15 protein-coding genes are annotated in these 20,015 nt (G+C 44.6%); 11 read left to right on the top strand and 4 right to left on the bottom strand.

Going from position 1 to position 20,015, the window contains the following annotated elements; translation table 11 throughout:
• The first annotated feature begins 63 nt into the window (after positions 1 to 63).
• From ED312_RS10165 to ED312_RS10150, 4 genes are all read left to right on the top strand, one after another.
• Positions 64 to 243, top strand: coding sequence for a hypothetical protein (locus ED312_RS10165; protein ID WP_123215901.1), 180 nt, complete (start codon positions 64 to 66; stop codon positions 241 to 243).
• A 452-nt stretch (positions 244 to 695) separates the two neighbouring features.
• A complete protein-coding gene (locus tag ED312_RS10160; protein ID WP_123215900.1) occupies positions 696 to 1,265 on the top strand; it encodes a BfmA/BtgA family mobilization protein in 570 nt (189 codons plus the stop codon).
• The gene (gene mobB, locus ED312_RS10155; protein WP_123215899.1) at positions 1,234 to 2,268 is read left to right on the top strand and encodes a MobB family relaxase; all 1,035 of its coding nucleotides are present in this window, start codon (positions 1,234 to 1,236) and stop codon (positions 2,266 to 2,268) included. Before ED312_RS10160 ends, mobB begins: the two co-directional genes overlap by 32 nt.
• A complete protein-coding gene (locus tag ED312_RS10150) occupies positions 2,265 to 3,704 on the top strand; it encodes a type IV secretory system conjugative DNA transfer family protein (RefSeq protein WP_123215898.1) in 1,440 nt (479 codons plus the stop codon). Before mobB ends, ED312_RS10150 begins: the two co-directional genes overlap by 4 nt.
• Positions 3,705 to 3,709: 5 nt before the next feature.
• On the opposite strand, the gene ED312_RS10145 is transcribed toward ED312_RS10150, so the two are convergent.
• Positions 3,710 to 4,657: a helix-turn-helix transcriptional regulator gene (locus ED312_RS10145; RefSeq protein ID WP_123215897.1), complete on the bottom strand. Its 948-nt coding sequence runs from the start codon at positions 4,655 to 4,657 to the stop codon at positions 3,710 to 3,712.
• Between the two features lie 726 nt (positions 4,658 to 5,383).
• On the opposite strand from ED312_RS10145, the gene ED312_RS10140 reads away from it, so the two are divergent.
• The 5 genes from ED312_RS10140 to ED312_RS10120 all read left to right on the top strand — a co-directional run bounded on the left by ED312_RS10140 (position 5,384) and on the right by ED312_RS10120 (position 15,379).
• Positions 5,384 to 6,010 carry an RNA polymerase sigma factor gene (locus ED312_RS10140; protein WP_170164496.1) on the top strand — a complete coding sequence of 209 codons (627 nt, stop codon included), beginning with the start codon at positions 5,384 to 5,386 and terminating at the stop codon, positions 6,008 to 6,010.
• A gap of 210 nt (positions 6,011 to 6,220) precedes the next feature.
• Positions 6,221 to 7,447, top strand: a complete 1,227-nt coding sequence (locus ED312_RS10135; protein WP_123215895.1) for a FecR family protein — start codon at positions 6,221 to 6,223, stop codon at positions 7,445 to 7,447.
• A gap of 97 nt (positions 7,448 to 7,544) precedes the next feature.
• Positions 7,545 to 10,916, top strand: coding sequence for a SusC/RagA family TonB-linked outer membrane protein (locus ED312_RS10130; protein ID WP_123215894.1), 3,372 nt, complete (start codon positions 7,545 to 7,547; stop codon positions 10,914 to 10,916).
• A gap of 11 nt (positions 10,917 to 10,927) precedes the next feature.
• Entirely contained in the window at positions 10,928 to 12,352 is a 1,425-nt protein-coding gene (locus ED312_RS10125) for a RagB/SusD family nutrient uptake outer membrane protein (protein ID WP_170164494.1), read from the top strand.
• A gap of 135 nt (positions 12,353 to 12,487) precedes the next feature.
• The gene (locus tag ED312_RS10120; protein ID WP_123215892.1) at positions 12,488 to 15,379 is read left to right on the top strand and encodes a M16 family metallopeptidase; all 2,892 of its coding nucleotides are present in this window, start codon (positions 12,488 to 12,490) and stop codon (positions 15,377 to 15,379) included.
• Between the two features lie 101 nt (positions 15,380 to 15,480).
• On the opposite strand, the gene ED312_RS10115 is transcribed toward ED312_RS10120, so the two are convergent.
• The 3 genes from ED312_RS10115 to ED312_RS10105 form a co-directional block, all read right to left on the bottom strand.
• Positions 15,481 to 15,813: a DUF6520 family protein gene (locus ED312_RS10115; RefSeq protein ID WP_123215891.1), complete on the bottom strand. Its 333-nt coding sequence runs from the start codon at positions 15,811 to 15,813 to the stop codon at positions 15,481 to 15,483.
• Positions 15,814 to 15,908: 95 nt separating this feature from the next.
• Positions 15,909 to 17,027, bottom strand: a complete 1,119-nt coding sequence (locus ED312_RS10110; RefSeq protein WP_123215890.1) for a hypothetical protein — start codon at positions 17,025 to 17,027, stop codon at positions 15,909 to 15,911.
• Between the two features lie 30 nt (positions 17,028 to 17,057).
• Positions 17,058 to 17,534, bottom strand: coding sequence for a MauE/DoxX family redox-associated membrane protein (locus ED312_RS10105; RefSeq protein WP_123215889.1), 477 nt, complete (start codon positions 17,532 to 17,534; stop codon positions 17,058 to 17,060).
• Between the two features lie 601 nt (positions 17,535 to 18,135).
• On the opposite strand from ED312_RS10105, the gene ED312_RS10100 reads away from it, so the two are divergent.
• Positions 18,136 to 18,633, top strand: coding sequence for a MauE/DoxX family redox-associated membrane protein (locus ED312_RS10100; RefSeq protein WP_123215888.1), 498 nt, complete (start codon positions 18,136 to 18,138; stop codon positions 18,631 to 18,633).
• Positions 18,634 to 19,084: 451 nt separating this feature from the next.
• Positions 19,085 to 19,957, top strand: a complete 873-nt coding sequence (locus ED312_RS10095) for a hypothetical protein (RefSeq protein WP_148044271.1) — start codon at positions 19,085 to 19,087, stop codon at positions 19,955 to 19,957.
• Positions 19,958 to 20,015: the final 58 nt, after the last annotated feature.

Genomic DNA, 20,015 nt, shown 5'->3' with positions numbered 1-20,015 from the left:
AGCTGAAATTTTTGGGAAGGACTGGGACACCGGCAAATAATCGATAATTTAAATTCATGTCCTATGAAAGCAACAGTCAGAAAGTCGCTGGAAATCCCGGCCAAAAAACACCCCAAGGAAAGTGTCATCAAAAAAGTCCCCGACACCACGGTGGACAAAACCTTCTCCCTGGTGGTCAACCTCTGGATATTCCGCTATGAATATTACCGGGAACAGTCGGGTACGGCAACGAAGGAACAGTAACCGAAAAAGGCCTTTTTCCGAGGGCCTTTTTTTGGTCGTTGCCCCAAACATCTGACGTTTAGGGAAGGCCAAAACGGAATTGCCATACCATTTCCCTGCAATTGCGCCCAATTGCATCGAATCCGTATTTTTTCCTCACCGGGATTGTGCCTATCTTTAGGAAAGGGCATCACAGCCCCAATGTACGGCAGCCCATTTTGGTTTGACTTTCCTTTTTGCCGTACCATCCCAAGACAACCGGCCTGTAAAGACCGGGGCGATATGATTTTGTCCCTGCGGGACAAATTTGAAGAGCAAGAGGACAACACGCGTTGCGGTGTTGACTTCATTCATTTAGTCTTAAAAAAACTGATTGTCAGTCATTTAAACAACAATTGAAACACCGGGTATTCAGGGGTTTACAGTAAAAACCGCCGGAACACCCATAAACAGGGAAACTTTTACAGTAAATCATGGAGGATGCCTATCGAAAATATCGGTTTTCGGCCATCAGCATCAAAAAGGAAGTGGCCGTTCGCTTCCGGGCCTTTTCCCGCCTGGTGTCGGATTCCCACACCCAGACCCTGGAGGCCATCATGAACTTCTTTGAATGGAACGACCTCCATCCGCACGACGACCTGGGGCTGAAGAACAACCGCACCAACAAACGCATCAATGCCGTGATCGCCATCCTGAAGAATATCGAAAAATACCAGACCCTGCCCACCAAGGCCATGCTCGATACCCTCTTTCACGAAATGTCACAGGTAGAGGAAAAGGAGGCGGAAGAAGCCGTGGACTTCGGGCCGCCCGATACTTTTACCCGGGACCGGGAACTGGAACAGTACCGGGAACGCTACGAGGCAATGCAACAACAACTGGGCCATCAGAACAATCAGGTCCGGCAACTCCTGGCCCAACTGGTCTATGTAAAGGGCACATTCGGCAAGGGGCACTACAGATTGGACATGGACAAAAACGAACTGGAACAATTCAAAAAACAATTACACGATGTACATCACGATCACCGCCCAGAAGGTTGAGGGCAATTACGCCCAGAGCGCCGCCGATTTTGTGGATTACCTGGAAAAAGAGAACGAGGGCAAGCCCCTTCCGGAACTGGAACATTTCTTTGACCAGTACGGGGACGAGATCTCCGCCAAGGAAGTCATTACCCAAATCGACGGGAACACGGCCAAACTCAAAAAGAAGGAGCCCAAGTTCTACTCCATTACCCTGAACCCGAGCCAAAGGGAACTCAGGGCCATAGGGGATTCGCCGGAAGCCCTCAAACGCTACACCCGGGAGGCCATGAAGGAATATGCCAGGGCCTTCCACCGGGAGATCGACGGATGTCCCGTGACCGTGGACGATATTAAATATTACGCCAAGGTGGAACGCCAGCGCACCTTCAAGGGCACGGACCGGCAGATCCGGGAGAACCAGCCCTATGCCACCGAGATCCTGGAACTCCGGCAGCAGGTCCGGGGCATCGAAACCGGGGAACGGTCCGGGGACCTCAAAAAACTGCAACAGGAGATCCGGCGGCTGGAACGGGAAGCCCCCCATCAGCTGGACGGGCAGCGGATCGTCCGGGGCATGGCCAAGCCGGGACCGCAGAGCCATATCCATATCATCGTCAGCCGCAAGGATGCCTCCAATCGCTACAGCCTGTCCCCGGGGAGCAAATACAAGGCCTCCACCGTGGAAATGCAGGGCAAGACCGTCAAGCGGGGCTTCGACCGGGATGCCTTTGTCAAGAACTCGGAAAAGACCTTCGATGCCCTGTTCCACTACAGGCGCAATTACGTGGAGACCTATACCGCCAGAAAGACCTTTTTGAAGGACCCCAGACTGTACTTTGCCACCATTACCCAACTCCCGACCAATGAAAAGGCACTGGCCTTTAAATTACTGCAACAGTCCGGGGCGGACACCTCCCTGCTCCGCATCCCGACCAACAAGGTCCAGCTCACCCTCAAGGCCATCAATGCCCTGAAAAGGGGCATCGGCAGGGCCATCGAATCCGGATCCATCGGCATATGAACTGGCCCGTCGAACATATCATCCTCTACGGGATATTGCCCCTGCTCGTTGTGGGCACCCTGCTCTATGGGTTGCTGGGCGGGGACAAAAAGGGTCGCATCGATAAAAAATACAGACTGCGCTTTTCCCTGGACAACGGCAGCTTCCGGGCGGAGAACATCCGCAGGGGAACCTCCGTGATCGGTTCGGCCGGCAGTGGAAAAACGGAGAGCGTCATCTACAACTATTTGCACCACTTTGGCCAATACGGGTTTTGTGGGGTCATCCACGACTACAAGGATTTTGAGCTCACCGAGATCGCCGCTCCCCTCTTCAGGGAACAGCACACCAAATTCTACACCATTGCCTTTGATGAGATCCATTACCGGGTAAATCCCATTGCCCCCAAATACCTGCCCAACGAGGAAAGCGTCAATGCCCTATCCCGGGTCCTCATGGAAAACCTGCTGGAACAGAACTTTTCCGAGCACAGTGGGAGCAACAGGTTCTTCTCCGATGCCGTGGAAGGCCTGCTGAGCGGGCTGATCTGGAAAATGAGGACCGCCCGGCCGGAATATTGTACCCTCCCCCATATCATGGCCCTGTTCCAGGCCATGAGCACCAAGAGGCTGGTGGCCTTCCTCAAATCCGACCTGACCGCCCTGGGGCTGGCCAGCGCCTTTATCAACGGGATCGAATCGGAAAAGCAGACCGCGGGCATCAAAAGTACCTTGGCCAATGCCTTCAAGAAGATCGGGTCCCGCAAACTGTACTATGTCCTCTCCAAGGATGAAGTGCCCCTGGACATCAACCACCCGAAGCACCGGGCCGTGGTCTCGCTGGTCAACAACCCCAAATACGATACGTCCTACTCCCCTGTCATTGCCATGGTCATGCACACCCTGATCAAACAGATGAGCGTGCGGGGACGGGATTCCTCCTTTCTCCTCATGGAGGAGGCCCCTACCCTGAAACTGCCCAACATGCACAGGATCCCGGCCACCCTGAGAAGCTATGACATCAGTACGGTCTATGTGATGCAGGACAAGGTACAGAACGACCTGCTCTATGGCGACAGGGCGAGCAAGGCCATCCTCAGCAATCTCTCCTACCAGTTCTTCGGAAAGGCCAACGATCCGGACACGGCCAAGTACTACGAACGCTTTTTCGAGATCATCACCAAACCTACCCGGAGCATCAGCAAGAGCAGCGGGATGAGTTTTGAGAGCCGCGTCACCAAGGGGGAGAAAGAAGTGGCCAAACGAAGGGCGGACCAGTTCTTCCGGCTGAGGACCGGAGAATTCATCGCCTTTGCGGACGGCAGGGACAAAAAGGTTCGGTTCACCCTCCAGGACATGAAAAAGGAACGGCCACAACCCAAGGCTCCCGTAACGACCGCCGACCTGCAAGTGAACTTTGAGCGCATCCACCGGGAAGCAAAAACGCTGCTCGGATGAATGGTTCATGCCGTGTCGGGCCCGACCTCCCGCTTGACTTCCCCGGGGTTCATGCCAAACTTGCGCTTAAAGGCCCTGTAAAACCCGGAGCGGCTATGGTAGCCGACGGATTCACAGACCCCATCAATATCCAGGGCGGTCGTGCGCAACAGGTTCATGGCCCGGTCCAGCTTGCAATCCATATAGAAAGCATAAGGGGTCTGTCCCACGATGCTCTTGAACCTCTTGTTCAGCTTTTTTTCATTGATGTTGAACCGGTGCGCCAGCTCCTTGATCCCGGGCAAGGGTTGGGAGACATGGTCCTCGATAAACCGGACGATCTTATCCATCCGTATCTTTTCCTGGTACTCCTTTTGTCCCAATTCCCCAGGGACCGGAAACAGGGACCGGAGAACCTCAGGCTGCGGGGAAATCCCCATTTCCCGCATCAGCTCACGGGCCTCATAGGAGCGGTCCTTTTCAAAGCTGGTGATCCGTATGGTCCCATCCGCCATCTGGGTCACGTAACAAAAACAGCTGTAATACAACCACCGGTTGACTTTGTACTCCAAAGCCGTACCCAGTTCGAACGGGGCACGCCGCAAAAAATTCCTGCGCAGTTCTTCCCAGGTCTCCACGGATCTTTTGGTCAACAACTCCACCAGGGTAAGCCCTTTGAAAGTGCCCGGGTCCTTGTGTAACAGTCCGGGTACCTTTACGCCCACGGTTTTGATCAAAAGGGACTTGGACAGTTGGATATCCAAAAGGGGCGGCAAGGACGGATCGACATCCCTTGGCTTTTGCTTGATAATTTTGGCCTGATGTACCTCCCCCACCAGGTTCATATACCTGGCCACCAGATTGTAGTGTTCATGCCGCTTGGAAAGCCGCAAGCGGTAGCCCATGGTACCCTCGGCCCTCGCGTGGAGCACATGGCAAATGTTCTCTATATGTTCCTCTTTGAATATGAGCATTGGAAACAACAAATAAGTAAAGCCCCTTTCTAAACAAAACAATGTACCATATCGATTTCACAACATGTAGGGATGTACCAGACGAAGGACGGAATCCATTCCCGAGGGCGTCAGTTGGGGAACCGATTTGGAATCCCCTATTGCTACATCAATCCTGCCATTAGCTCGTAACCGTAGTTTTGATTGGGCTCGCTTCCCTGTTCAAGGACGGCGTCCCATGGCCATGTCCCAGGGCTATTCCAAGTGCTCGACCGGGCCTGGGGAATTGGGAGACCCCGGTCTGGGGGAGACGCACGATGAATAACTATAGTCCCCTTCCCTGTTCCGGGCAGGTCCTACCCGCTAAAAATAGATCAAATAATCGAAAATCTGCACTTTTCCTCCTGACAATTAGTAGGTTTATTCTGTATTTTAACACTTATGAATAGTACGTATATAAAAGAATATTCTTTACTAGTAAAAGTCTGTATCCAATTTTTAGCAAACTGGGATGGCCAGGAACACCGCTCATATTGGTTATCATAAATGGCCTTTGAAACTCCTTTTACTGCCCTGGATTATCCAGTGTTGACGGCACTTTTCGCACTTCCGAAAGTATGCAGGACTTGGTTTTTAAAAATACATGAATTGTGTAATTAACGATCATTTTGTGTACAGGTTAAAATTTAATTTCTAATTTAACCCCCTGTTAACCGTTGATTAACAATCATTTATTAAACCTCGATTTTGGCACTATCCTTTAATCGAAAACCATCCACACCAGATAGGGAGCCCCATGAAATTCCCGGGAACGGGGAATCCGTGGTCCAAAATCAAACCGACACCGAACTTTGGCGGGCGTTCCGGGAAGGCAGTGAATCCGCATTTGCCTCCATATACGATCGTAATTTCAATATCCTGTTCCGGTTTGGCCTCAAACAGGTCAGGGACCGGGAGCTGGTGGGCGATGCCATCCAGGATCTCTTTGTGGAACTTTGGGAGACCAGGGAAAGGCTTGGGGATGTACGTATCATCACCCATTACCTGTTGACCTGTATCAGTAGAAAAGTGGTGGCCCGTGCCATAAAGGCCGGAAAAAGAAGCCTGGTCCCGGTGGATGAATTGCTGGAGGGAGAACCTGTTCCTTCCCTGGAGCACCTTTTGGTGGAGCGACAGGCCTTTGACCAGCGCCGCAAGGAAGTCAGGCATGCGGTATCCCAACTCAATACCAACCAGCAGGAAATCATCTTCCTGAAATTCCACTGCCGGATCGATTACCCCGAAATAGCCGAGATCATGGATACCGATACGAAATCCGTGTATAACCTCATGGCAAGGACCATGAAACGTTTACGGGACCATTTTGGGTTTTAGCCCCCTCCCTCTTTTTCGCTTAGACTCCTATCCTACACTAAAGTGCTTAAAAACCTTTACGGAAGCGGGTTCCCCCTGCCCTTTGACAGCCTTTGACATATGCTTGACATAATTTTTTTTCATTTTTTTCCATTTTTTTGAAGTGATCCGGAAAAAAATCCACTCCACTCTATAAAGGGGGTTGTTTCCTTCCCCTCAAAACAAACAACAGTGACCTACAAGGATTACAGTTCGGAAGATTTCGCAAAGGACCATTATTTCCAGAAATGGGTATTGGAAAAGGACACCATTACCGCCAATTTCTGGGATAACTGGCTCGCCCAACACCCGGAGAAAAAGGAAGTGGTGGAAACAGCCAGGGATATGGTCCGCCTGCTTGCCCGTGATGAGGACGACCCGACTCCGTATGAAAAGGATCGCATATGGATGGAGATCATCGAAAAGCGCAACATCCGGGAAAAAAGCAGGATGAACAGCCCAAAATCCATCTTCGGTAAGACAGGAAAAAGATATTTGAAAGTGGCCGCTGTAATTATTCCCCTTGTGGCATTGGCCTATGGCGCCTACCAATTGGACTTTTTGGGAAGCAAAGGGTCAATGACCCTTGATCCGAACCGGATTACCCTGGAACTACAGGACGGTACCATCAAGGTGATGGACGAAGAGGCCTCCGGACTGATCACTACCGGGGATGGAAAGGCATTGGGGAAACAGGACAAAAACATATTGACCTACCAAAGATCAAAGGACGACGTAACGGAGGAGCTGGTGTACAATGAGCTGACAGTACCCTATGGTAAAAATTTTGAATTAGTCTTATCCGATGGTTCTCATATTTATCTCAATGCCGGCTCCAAGTTGCGTTATCCCGTACAGTTCCCCCAAGGTAAACCCCGGAACGTTTTCCTGGATGGCGAAGCGTTCTTTGACGTGGCACGGGACTCGACACGCTCCCAATTTACTGTAGTGACTGACATGCTAAATACCCAGGTGTACGGTACAAGGTTCAATGTTTCGAGTTACAAGGACGAGAACAACACCTTTACCGTACTGGAAGAAGGGAGCGTGGGGGTTTACCAGCCCAACAGTCCCAAAAAAGAAGACCCTGTAAAGATTGTACCCGGACAACGTGCGGTCTTTGAGGACGGCAGTATACAGGTGGAAACCGTGGACATTCGCAAGTACACCTCATGGATAGACGGCGAGCTCTATTTTCTGGATGACCGTTTTGAACTCATCCTGAAAGAACTGGAGCGGCGTTTTGATGTAAAGATCGATAACCGATATGAGAAACTGAACGACGTGAAGTTCACAGGATCTTTTACCCGGGAACCGCTGGACCAGATATTAAAGTTGTTCCAGTATCAGACTCCTTTTGATTACGACATGAAAAAGAAAACCATAACCATCCAAAAGCCACAACCTATGACAAAATGAAACTCAGATAAGATCAAAAAATCGAAGGGTGCTCGCAACACCCTCCGATACTATTGATTACAAGCCAAACATAATAACTAATAATCAACTCAAAAGTATGAAAATTATCAGGAATGCCGTAAGGCACCGGGAGAACTCCCGCCTTAAAATCACCCTACGGATGAAACTGCTGCTCTCACTCTTCTTTGCCACCTTGTTACAGATCAATGCAGGTCTGGAGGGGACCCGCAGTCAAAAAATAACCCTGGACCTGAAATCGGCCACGGTCCTGGATGTCATCCGTGAAATTGAAACAACCACAGAATACAGGTTCCTTTACCGCAAGGACCAGCTTGATACCTCCCGTAAGATGAATATCCGGGCGAAAAATGAGAAATTGGAACGGGTACTGCAAAAGGTATTTGGCAATAGCGGTATGGCCTATAGGGTAGAGCAAAAGCAGATTGTGTTGACCCCAAAGGATGATATTCCTGTGGAAAAGGACATACCAAAAACTGGTATGGAACAAGAACAGCATATTATCAACGGTACGGTTTCAGATGTGCAAGGCCCTATGCCAGGGGTAAGCATTTATATCAAGGACAGTGATAGGGGAACTTTTTCAGGTGCTGATGGAACGTACCAAATTATGGCTGCCCCTACCGATATATTGGTGTTCAGTTATATCGGGTACAGGACCGTAGAGCGTACCGTGGGAAGCCAAACAATTCTAAATATAGAATTACAGGAAGATGTTACGGAATTGAACGAAGTTGTGCTCAATGCGGGGTATTATAAGACTACAGAGAAAACTAGAACGGGGAGTATTGCCAAAGTGACAGCCGAAGAAATCGAGCACCAACCGGTGATCAGCCCCTTGATGGCTTTACAAGGTAGAGTGGCAGGTTTGGAAATCACTCCTACTAGTGGGGCCCCTGGGATAGCACCCAAGATTCGGATAAGAGGTCAAAACAGTTTGAGGATCCTTGAATCAGGAAAAACAGTACCGGGAGTACTGACAGAAGGTAATTATCCATTATATATAATAGATGGAATTCCAATAAATTCCAGTCCAGTAATCTCACGTGGCGGATCGATTACCCAAGGTGGATACGACCCTTTAAGTGCAATTAATCCCGAGAATATTGAAAGTATAGAAGTTTTGAAAGACGCCGATGCCACCGCTATATATGGATCAAGGGGGGCAAATGGTATAATTCTTATCACTACAAAGCAGGGAAAAGGTATTTCTAAAGAAAAAAGCAATTTGGACTTCAGTATGTACAGGGGAATAGGGAGTGTTGCTAACCGGATAGACCTTCTGAATACCCAACAATACTTGGAAATGCGAAAAGAAGCTTTTGCAAACGATGGCGTTGAACCCAATCCTAATAATACGGCACATTCCGATATAAACGGTTCATGGGATCAGAATCGTTATACGGATTGGCAAAAGGTGTTACTGGGAGGAACCTCTGATATTACGGATATTCAAGGGAATGTTTCGGGAGGAAATACCAACACGTTTTACCGTCTCGGAGGTAGTTTACATAAGGAAACTTTATTACTGCCCGGGGACTTTGGGTACAACCGGGTCTCGGGACATTTGCACGTCAACCATACCTCAGACAACCAAAGGTTCAGGGCTTCTGTGTCCATTAACTATAGTGTGGGGAAACACAATGTAACGCAAGAAAATCTAGTGAATGCGGCATTGACCTTGGCTCCAAATGCACCCAAATTATATGACGAAAATGGCGAATTGAACTGGGAGTTGAATGACTTTGGAAGAGAAACATGGACCAACCCCCTTGCTGGCCTTGAAAGGACGACAAACTCTGATAACAGAAATTTGGTAGCCAATGGAAATTTGGAATATTTACTATTAACTGGCTTGACCTTAAAAACAAATTTCGGCTATACGGAACTGAATTTTGCTGAAAAAATGCAAACACCCCTGACCTCTTTCGGTCCTTTTCTTCGCCCTTATTATACACCTAGTGCCATGTTTAACAGCTCTCATAGAAATTCTGTCCTGATAGAACCACAACTTAGGTATCAAAAAAAAATTAAAGATCATCGATTAGATGTGATTATAGGGGCGACCTATCAGGAGAATACTGATGAACTATTACAAATCCAGGGAAGAGAATACACTTCTGATCTTTTTTTAGAATCTCTTGAAGGAGCCGGAAATATCCAGATTTTGAGAGATATATCCGAGGAATATAAATACAATGCTGTGTTTAGTCGTCTAGGTTATTCCTTTAAGGATAGATACCTATTGAATTTAACTGGCCGAAGGGATGGATCCTCCAGGTTTGGACCAGGCAAACGCTTTGGTAATTTTGGTGCCGTGGGTGCTGCCTGGATATTTTCGGATGAACCCTGGATCAAGAGGCTTTTTCCATTCCTGAGCTCGGGGAAATTAAGAGGTAGTTATGGGATCACAGGAAATGACCAGATTGGGAATTATCAATTCTTGGACTTGTACCGTTTTAGTGGAATAAACTATCAAAATCAGACCAGTCTATCACCCAATGCCCTGTTCAACCCAGATTTTCAATGGGAAAAGACCAAAAAACTGGAAACTTCCCTTGCTATGGGTTTTGCCGAAAACCGGTTGTCCATGGAAGTAAGCTGGTACCGAAACCGGTCCTCCAATCAATTAATACAACGAACATTGCCAGCCATGACAGGTTTTTCTTCCGTGAATGATAATTTTTCGGAAGCCACCGTTGAAAATTCCGGATGGGAATTTCTATTACGGGGAGATATTGCTCGAACCGGTGCATTTCAATGGACTACCTCTGCAAATATGACAGTTTCCAGGAACAAGCTATTGGAATTTCCGGGTATTGAGGATTCTCCCTATGCCACGGTATTTAAAGTGGGAGAACCTTTATCCATCCAGAGACTTTATACTTGGTTGGGGGTTGACCCGGAAACAGGAACCCATCAGTTTTTGGATGTCAATGATGATGGGGTCATCAATGATGAGGACAAACAGTTCAGCAATGCTCTGGACAGGGATTTTTATGGAGGGCTGAATAATTCCCTTCGATATAAAGGACTGGAACTTTCCTTTCTGTTTCAATTCTCAAAACAAAATGCAAATTATATGCCAAGTGGCACACCAGGATATTCAGTCAATCAACCTTCATATGTACTTCGTCGTTGGCAATCAGAAGGCGATTTAACTGATGTACAGCGATTTTCCCAGACATCCACCATGACTTTGTTGTATAGCCAGCTCCGTCAGAGTGACGCCAATATTGAGGATGCATCTTTTCTTCGTCTAAAAACACTTTCCCTATCCTATTTTTTTCCTGAAAATGTGATCGAACACATGGGATTGAAACAGTTAAAAGTATTTGTCCAGGGACAAAACCTGTTCACCATATCCGGGTATAGTGGTTTGGACCCTGAAACGGGTTATGCTCTCCCACCATTGCGTATGATAACTACAGGAATCCAGTTACAATTTTAAAAGTAATGAATATGAAAACAAAATCTATATATACCATCCCTTCCGATTGGAGAATCTTCTTTTTGAAGTACATATCACAAATTCTCATTGGATTAAGCTGCGCATTGCTATTATTTTCCTGTGAAGAATTACTGGATGTGGAACCACCAAGAAATCAAGTTGTGAGTGAGAAAGTATTTGCTAGTGATGAAACTGCTGAAGCCACTGCCAAAGGCTTGTATGCTGACATGTTATCACAGGCAGCCTTTGGAGGCACTCATGTGTCTTTGTTGGCTTTGACCGGGTTGTCCTCGGATGAATTGTTTTATGCTCCAGGAGATGAACCAACAATGATGCAATTTGAAGAGAATACGCTAATGGCTGATAATCCATTGGTTTTAAACCTCTGGAGCAGTATGTATCAATCAATTTATTCAGCCAATTTGCTCATAGAAAGACTCCAAACAGCTTCACAGGTTACTTCGGAAACCAAAAAACAGTTAAGGGGTGAAGCCCTGTTCATCCGGGCATTTAGCCATTTCTATCTGGTGAACCTATTTGGAGACATCCCTGTATTTACCACTCCGGATTATCGGGAAAATAGCACAGCATCCAGAACGGAAATCAGTGTAGTATATTTCCAAATAGAAGAAGATTTGTTGGAAGCTCAGGATCTTTTAGACAACACTTACCCCCATGGCGATCGCGTACGCCCCAATAAAGCCACTGCTACGGCATTACTGGCCCGGGTCTATTTGTATATGGAAGAATGGGAAAAAGCGGAAAATCAGGCTTCTATCGTAATCGACGATACCAATTATGGTTTGGTGGATTTCAATAGCATTACATTGTCCAATAACAAAGAGGCGATATGGCAATTGCACTCTTCAAGTCTTGTAGCCAATAGCGCAACCAATGAAGGGTATTATTTTAATTTACCTTCTGGTTATAATGCGCTACGGGAAGAATTCTTGAATGAGTTTGAACCCAATGACATTCGCAAAGACGAATGGATTCGGCTGGATGTTTCATCTTTTTTGGCCCCATATAAATATAAGGTAAGTGCCCCCGGAGCAAATCGAAGTGAGTATTCCACAGTATTCCGTCTGGCAGAACAATACCTGATACGGGCCGAAGCCCGGGCACACCAAAATAAACTTGGAGATGCCATTGCCGATGTGGATGTCATCCGACAACGGGCGGGGCTGGCGTTGATAGCGGATTCCAACCCTGGTATCGGCCAACAAGACCTCCTGGATGTCATTTTGCAGGAGCGAAGGTTGGAATTGTTCACCGAGTGGGGACATCGTTGGCTGGACCTTAAACGTACAGGCCGGGCAACTACAGTTCTAAGTGTACTAAAATCTGGTTTTACCAAGGAGGATGAACTATATCCAATTCCACAGGAGGAACTGAATAACAGTCCCAATCTAAATGATCAAAACCCGGGCTATTGATGCCTGAAATGACTTGAATATCGTAGAACCCACACATCAATATCATAAATCCCTACCAAAGTTACACTTTTCACATGGGAGGCTTTGGTCGGGCATTTAATTATATCCTAACCCCATAAAATAAGGAGAAGCATAATGAAAAAGCAACTGTTTTTTGGATTACTTTATTTATCTATATTGGCCTGTACTCCCGGTAAAAGTCAAGATATATCTACATCGATACCTCTGGACCCTAAAGTCCGACATGGACGATTGGAAAACGGGTTCACCTATTATATCCGAAATTATCAGGATTCGGTCTCCGATAAAGACCAAAGAATTTTTTTCCAATTGATTGGTCCCGGGGGTAGATTTGAAGATGATGACCAACAAGGTCTGGCCCATTTGATCGAGCATATGGTCATCGAAACAAAAAGTTCTCATTTTGATGACATATTCTATGACTATTATATTAAAAATTTATCTGATCGTGGACACTGGCTTATGCAAACAGGTCCCTATAAAGTATATTACCAATGGGCCATACCCGATACTGATCCCGAATTATTTTCCCAAAGCCTACAAAGACTCCGGGATTTTGCTCAGGATAAGCAGATACTAAAAAATCTACAAAATGATGAATTGGTAGATAAACATGGACGGGGGACAGTATTACAAGAATTTAATAATCACGATAGAAAGCGCTCGGAAAAACGATATAAACTATTGAACGAACCTAAAGGACATAGTAAAGCGGACCCCAATATTTACGTAGATAGGCACAATCAAAACATCAAAACATTTGAGTTGGAATCCTTGGTTCGATTTTACAAGGATTGGTACCGCCCGGACAAACAGGCACTTATCATTGTAGGTAATGTGGATGTTGACGAAGTGGAAAAGCAAATCAAAGGATTATTCTCGGACCTTAAAATGCCAGACGCTCCCCGTGACAAATCCTTGCAAGAATTCCAACAAAAGATGCGTATTGCACTGCCTGGTAAAGGTAAGGTTGTGACGCTAACCGATTCGACAAGCAATAAAACGCAAATAGAAATATACTATCATCATTCAACAGATAAAATTAATGGTACCCCTACGACTAAGGAAGAGTATCGAGCAAAACTTATTGAGCGGCTCTATAATGATATGATGAGTCAACGAATGAACTCCGTTACCCAGCAATATAACGTTACTATCCAGAGTCCTTTGTTGCATTACATTCATGCTTTCCCCGGTGCATACCAGGTAGAATCAGCCCTGACACGATTCAATGTTAGCAGTGTAGCTTCGATCCCTGAAGCTTTTGGATTGGTGATGAAAAGCTTGGAACAGATACGTAGATACGGATTTACAAGAGTTGAATTGCAGCGGGCAAAAGATAGTATTCTTGAAGAAATCAATAAGAACATGGGGCCTCTACCATTGGTCTATCAATATCAGAGTCATTACCTATTTGATGCTTTGGCTCCAGGGCCTGAATATGAAAGAGAAATGGCTACTCGCATGATAGAGGAAATCACATTGGAAGAAGTCCATCATTTTGCTCATAAATTGCTGGACTCACCAGATCGTGATGTGGTCTTTACAGTCCCCGAGGACATACCGCATGACAGCCTCCCTGATGATGAGACTATCTCTGGCTGGATTAGAGAAATAAAAAAGACTGATATAGCTCCTTTCCAAGATCGGGATATTGAAGGACCTAAACAATTGATTAGTGATGCGGAATTAAGTAAACTTTCTGAGGATATTAATTATACACAAAAAGAAATCAAGGAACTCGGTGTAACCCAATTGCTTTTGGATAATGGTTTACAGATTTTCCTCAAACCACTTTCGTCAAAGAAAAACAAAGAAATACAAATAACTGGCCTCAGTCAACAGGGTGCCTCTGTATTTGACGGACGAGACAGCTTAGTAGCAAATAAAGCTGCTGATATTGTCATGAATAGTGGGGCAGGAAGCTGGAATAAATTTGAATTGGCACGTTTAAATAGGGAAAAAAAGATTGAATTAAAAATTAAGGTCAATGAGAATACCACTAGTATAAGAGGTTCCGTGGCTTCTGGTGATATTGAAGGTATATTACAACAAATCTATTTGTATGTTACGGAACCCAATAAAAATGAATTGGCTTTTAAGGACTGGTTTCAAAAAGAACAAGAGACTTTACGGCAACGAAAAAACTTTGGCAACTCGTTTTATGATTTAGTGAAATCGGAAATCTATGGAATAAAGTTAGATGAACCGAAGTCTCAAGTTAACTTGGCCGACATCCAGTTGGATAGGTCATTGGAACTATACCGCAAACTATTTTCCGATGCAAGTAATTTTACGTATGTGATTGCTGGCGATTTTGAAGTGGAAGCCATAAAACCATATTTACTTCGCTATTTGGGGCATTTCCCCACTAAAAGCAATAATATTTCCTTAAAGAATATTGAAAAGGATATAAATATTGAGCAACCTGTTAGGGGTGTTAATAAAACCTTCTATAGTGATGAATATAAGAATAACTATGCGGTAAGTATAAATTATATGGGCACATATCCCCCTACAGAAGAAGCCATTTTCAAACTAGAGATCTTAAGGGAGATCTTGAGTGCTAATATTTCGGCTAGAGGAAAGATGGAAGGATTATATTGGCCACTAGATGTAGCGGCCAGGTTCAATAATAACTTTTTCCATTTTTCGGTTATAGAGGAATCAAAAGAACACGTAGTAATTGAAAAGACAAAATCGATAGTCGCAAATGAATTATATGAATTAAAGGAAAAAGGTCCTGATATAACCGTATTTCGTAACGTGATAAGTAAGTTAAAATCAAAACGGGAAAATCTTTTTAGAAATAGTAATCCCAGTTGGTGGTGCGATTATATAATGGAGCAAAATATGAATGGTTGGGACCTTAAGGCTAATGAAAGAGAATTATCTATTCTTAAAAGTTTAACTCCGGAGGAAATCCGGGATATCGCAAGGAAATGTTTTACCAGAGATAACCTGAGCATAATTGAATTACTGCCGGAAAGTGAAAAAATTCAATAGCAAACAGGGGAAATTTAGTATATTAAAGACAAAGGGTGTCTAGACGAGTGACACCCTTTGCTCAAATTCCTAAATTGAATAAAACTTTAAAAAGGTTCAGACTAAAATAAGGCAATGATCTCAATATCTGCTTCATCAGGTATTGTTTGTATAATGCCACCCGTAATATTTTGTAATGGCATTGTACAATTGGAATCCGAATAGGTGTTCGAGGTCTGTGGAGCTCCTGGCTGATTAATGAGTTCTACAGCACATGCTTCGAAACCAGAATCTTCACATTGTGCTTGAAGTGGAACACATTCTTGATTGGGGCCGCTAGGCCTATCCACCAATGCCTCAACATACACTTTTTGAGGTGCCAATAAGGAAGCGAATGCAGTACCGACTGCAAATACAAATACCAGGCTTCCTAAAATCAATTGTTTTGTTTTCATGATATTACTGTTTTAAGGTTATACTTCGCCTAACTTTTTTAGCCAGGTGTTCGGCAAATTTCCTGGTCTTCTACCGGTAAAATTCTTTGGTGTCATTACAGTGTCCTATGGCATGGAATTGAAATTCTATAAAATGCTATCGGGTCATGGGATTCTATGGTATAGGCTACAAGATGCTGGTCATGAATGGCAAAAAGCCTGTTGCCAAAAACCTTGAACCCTGAGATTCCCTCGCCTTTATAGCGGGGTAGATAAAAACTGTATTTATATTCGCCATTGGACAGTTCGTAAACATCGATAACCACGTTCTTTTTAAATTGTTCTTCTTCCTCATTTCGGGCCAATAACCCTGAATTGATATAGAGGTAATTTCCAGAAACGGTACTGAACCGTTGTGTCGCCGCTGGTGGGGAGGTCAGTGTAAAGGAGTTTTCCGATTTGATTTCTTTAGATGCTATACGGGCTCTACTTATGGTATCCAGGGTATGGTACCGATGGAGCAGATTCAGTCTTTTGTCCATCACCATAAATTCATTTCGATAGCGATAGAGATACACCACCTGTTGCAATGCCTTATTGAAATGCAACATACCATCCACGGAAAAATAACCTTCTCCTTGTTTTTCCAGTATGCCATAATTGGGTTGAAAGTAGGGGGCTTCACCTGTTTCAAGGGCAAGTTCGTAGGAGTCCTGGCTTTTACTATAATACCTTAGTGCAAAAGAAGTGGTGTCTATGGGCACTGCATCCGTATAATACGCACTGTCCGCCATAAAACGACGGGCTTCCCAATGATTTACCTTTCCCCTCAAGATGGCCGGGGCAATGCCATGCATCATATAAAAGTAGGGCGGTTCCACTTGGGTCCGGAACTGCCGGGGGCGTACCACACTATCAAGTCCAGTTATTTTTATACGGATATGTTGAGTATCCTTCAGTGCCTTATCTACCCGTAACAGGTGCTGTGGGACCGTATAATTGCTAAGGTAAATAGTGTCATTTGACAATCCTGAGATATAATAGGAATTGACCCCGAGATTGAGTACCCTATTCAGGGACACCGTATTGTCAGGAACAAACTTCCTTTCAAAACTGCCACGATAGATTTTTTGGTTGGCCAGTGGAGAATGGGCATATAAACCGGCCAATAGGCTTAAAATTCCTATGGTACAAAGTCCTAAAAGGAACAATGATATTTTGTCAGCTTTTTTCATGGTATTGGGGTTATGGTTTTATTTGTGTTTTTATGCCATGCTATAGGAATGTGCACCCTCCTGCCGACGGTTGTTGAGCAATATGCCAAATACGGCCAATAGCGTAAACCCGATGTTGAATACCAGATGTTCTTCCCATCCCATCGTACTCAATATGCCCCCGCATGAACACGGCACATAAGGACTGAAATTCAAAATGATAAAAATGTAGCCGGTAAAGGCGAACATCAGGGAAAAAGCGGCGTAAAATCCGACAATCCGAAGCCGTGGGATGAACAACAGCAGTGATACAATAATCTCCAGAATGGGCACGCCCCAAGCCATCAGGGGAGCAAACCCGGAAATCAATGGGCTTTTGCTCATCTGTACTTCGAACTTCTGAACATCCATGATTTTGCTAAATGCAGCATAGAGAAACAGAAATATAAAGAGATAACAAATAATCTCCAGGATCAGGTTTCTGTTCCTGAGTATAATGCGGGGTATGGCCAAAGCAATTGGTTTCATCTTTAGGGTAGCTTTTTATATGAAACAAATCGGGTAAAACTGGGCATCGGGAACCGGGGGTTCCTTGAAGAGGGTCGGTTGTTTGTAACTACAAGAGCTAAATTATAAGATTGTAATGGACTGATTGTTACCTAAATCCGTACAAACTACGTCCTAAATCCGAACTACCCATTTTTTATTGTTCCAAATGCTTTTTTTTGGTTTGGAATGTCACAGGATGTTGGTTTTTGAAACCATTTTTGGCAGATTACCTCATTTTCCTTCAAATTATTTTTCAACCAAAAACAGCCTAGTGTACAAAAGGTTTAATTTAATCGGATTTTGGATATAAAACAGCTGATTTTACCTGTTTTTGGGAGGCATCGTACACAACCCAAAGAGATTTTAGGTCACATTTTTCCAGTAATGAGGACAGAAATGGCTTGATTTTAGGGCAAAATGGGCCAAATTTCATGAAAAACATCCGTTTTTGCGTACAAAATACTCTCTATAGGCTACACATTCTTCCAACTGAATTACAGAATTTTACTTCCATACGAATAGAAAACCCCGTTACACTGGATGACAACTTGAGGTCATAAAGACCAAAAACAGAAAACAGATGAAACCGATCTTAACAGCATTGCCCAACTTCTTTAGACGACACAAGGGTATCGTTATTGAGGTCATCTGCTTTCTTTTTATCCTATTATTTGTGTATGCCGCCGTGAGCAAGCTCACCGACGTGCAGAAATTCACAGTGCAAATAGGACAATCTCCATTACTGACCAACATAGCAGGCTTCACTGCGTGGTTTATTCCTATCATGGAAATCTTGATTGCGCTTTTGTTGGCATGGCCAAGGTCCCGACTCTATGGGTTGTACGGGGCCTTTGCTCTTATGGTGATGTTCACTGCTTACATCATAGCCATACTCAGTTTTAGTGAGCATATCCCCTGCTCTTGCGGCGGGGTACTGGAAAAGCTGGGCTGGACAGAACATCTGGTATTCAACATCGTATTTATAGCCCTTGCGGCCATAGGCATACTCTTACTGACCCCTCCCCGGTACCAACGGGAAGACCTGACACCCCTCGGGGAACAGGGATTTACACATTGAGCCCACTCCCCTTTTCGTATGGGAGAAGATTAGCAATTACTTTTTTAATTGCAAAATGAACAGAAATAGTACGTATTACCCTTGTGGAAAACTTAATGACACGGAGAAACCCGTAACCTGAAACCTTTGCCCCATGAAACGCCCATCCATATTATTGCTGATTACCTTCCTCTTTGGGATTTTTATTGTCCTGGCCCTCCATATCGCCGCACCGAAAAAGGAAAACCATAAGCATGCCGGATTTGAAAGGGAGTTTGCACCGGAAGGTTTTATACAGGCTATAGACACCCTGGACCTGGGCCGTCACGGCTACTATTTTGCGGGGGTCGATTCCACTAGGGTATTCCTGGCAAACCGTTCAGCCGTAGGGTATATTTTGGAAATAAACACCGAAAACCTGCAAGATACCACCTACCATATCATACAAGCTAACAGCTTAAAATATAAAGCCTTGGACATAAAAGTAAACCCACCATACTTTTTCTTAATGGATGGTATTATGCCCTTTATTTATCGTGGTAATACAACGGATTGGGAGGCTAAATTTTATATCAATAATGTTTATTTCAATAGTGCCCTCCCCTTATCTGATAGCTCTTTTGCCCTTATAGGAATAAATAGTCTTAAAAGCGATATATATAAACTAACTCATGGGCAAAATCAAATAGAAAAATTTCCAGAACTGTTAGAAGCGCAAGGAGGGGATGGTATTTTCAGCACCGATGGCACATTATATTACGACCAAAAAACACAGCAATTGGTGTTTTTATATTATTACCGGAACCAATTTATTTGTACGGATACCAATCTCCAATTAAAGTACAGGGGCACCACCATAGACACAATTAGCCGGGCCAAAATAAAGGTAGACAAGATAAGTTCGGAAAACAGTTTAACCATGTCCGCTCCTGCATTAAAAGTTAACAACAGGGCTAGCATTTACAATAACCTTCTATTTAATAACTCCAACCTTCTGGCAGCAAATGAAGATTCAGACCGTTTTGAAAAAGCTTCTGTAATAGATGCTTATGATTTGTCAGAGGGCGACTATCGTTACAGCTTCTATATACCCCTTCATGAAGAAAAAAAGATAAAAGCCTTTAAGGTTGTGGAAGACCATATATTATTGGCCTTATACGACCACGACTTGGTACGTTACCACCTACACCCTTCCTTGGATAAACCTAGTACAAAAAAAATAGATGATCAGATAGCTGAACGTTTGACATATATGCCTGAACATAATAATAAATTCTTCTATAAAACAATAACTAACAACAGTAGTAAAACTCAAAAATATCCGGATGTTTCGCATGGAGGTTAACGACCTACCGCCTCTTTGTTGAAAATATGTGTAAGCGTAGGCACCTAATCTATTAATT

It is taken from the genome of Sinomicrobium pectinilyticum, from assembly GCF_003725735.1.
Lineage (GTDB): Bacteria > Bacteroidota > Bacteroidia > Flavobacteriales > Flavobacteriaceae > Sinomicrobium > Sinomicrobium pectinilyticum.
The sequence above is the reverse complement of the archived record's forward strand: the minus strand, read 5'-3'. Positions and strand labels throughout refer to the sequence as shown.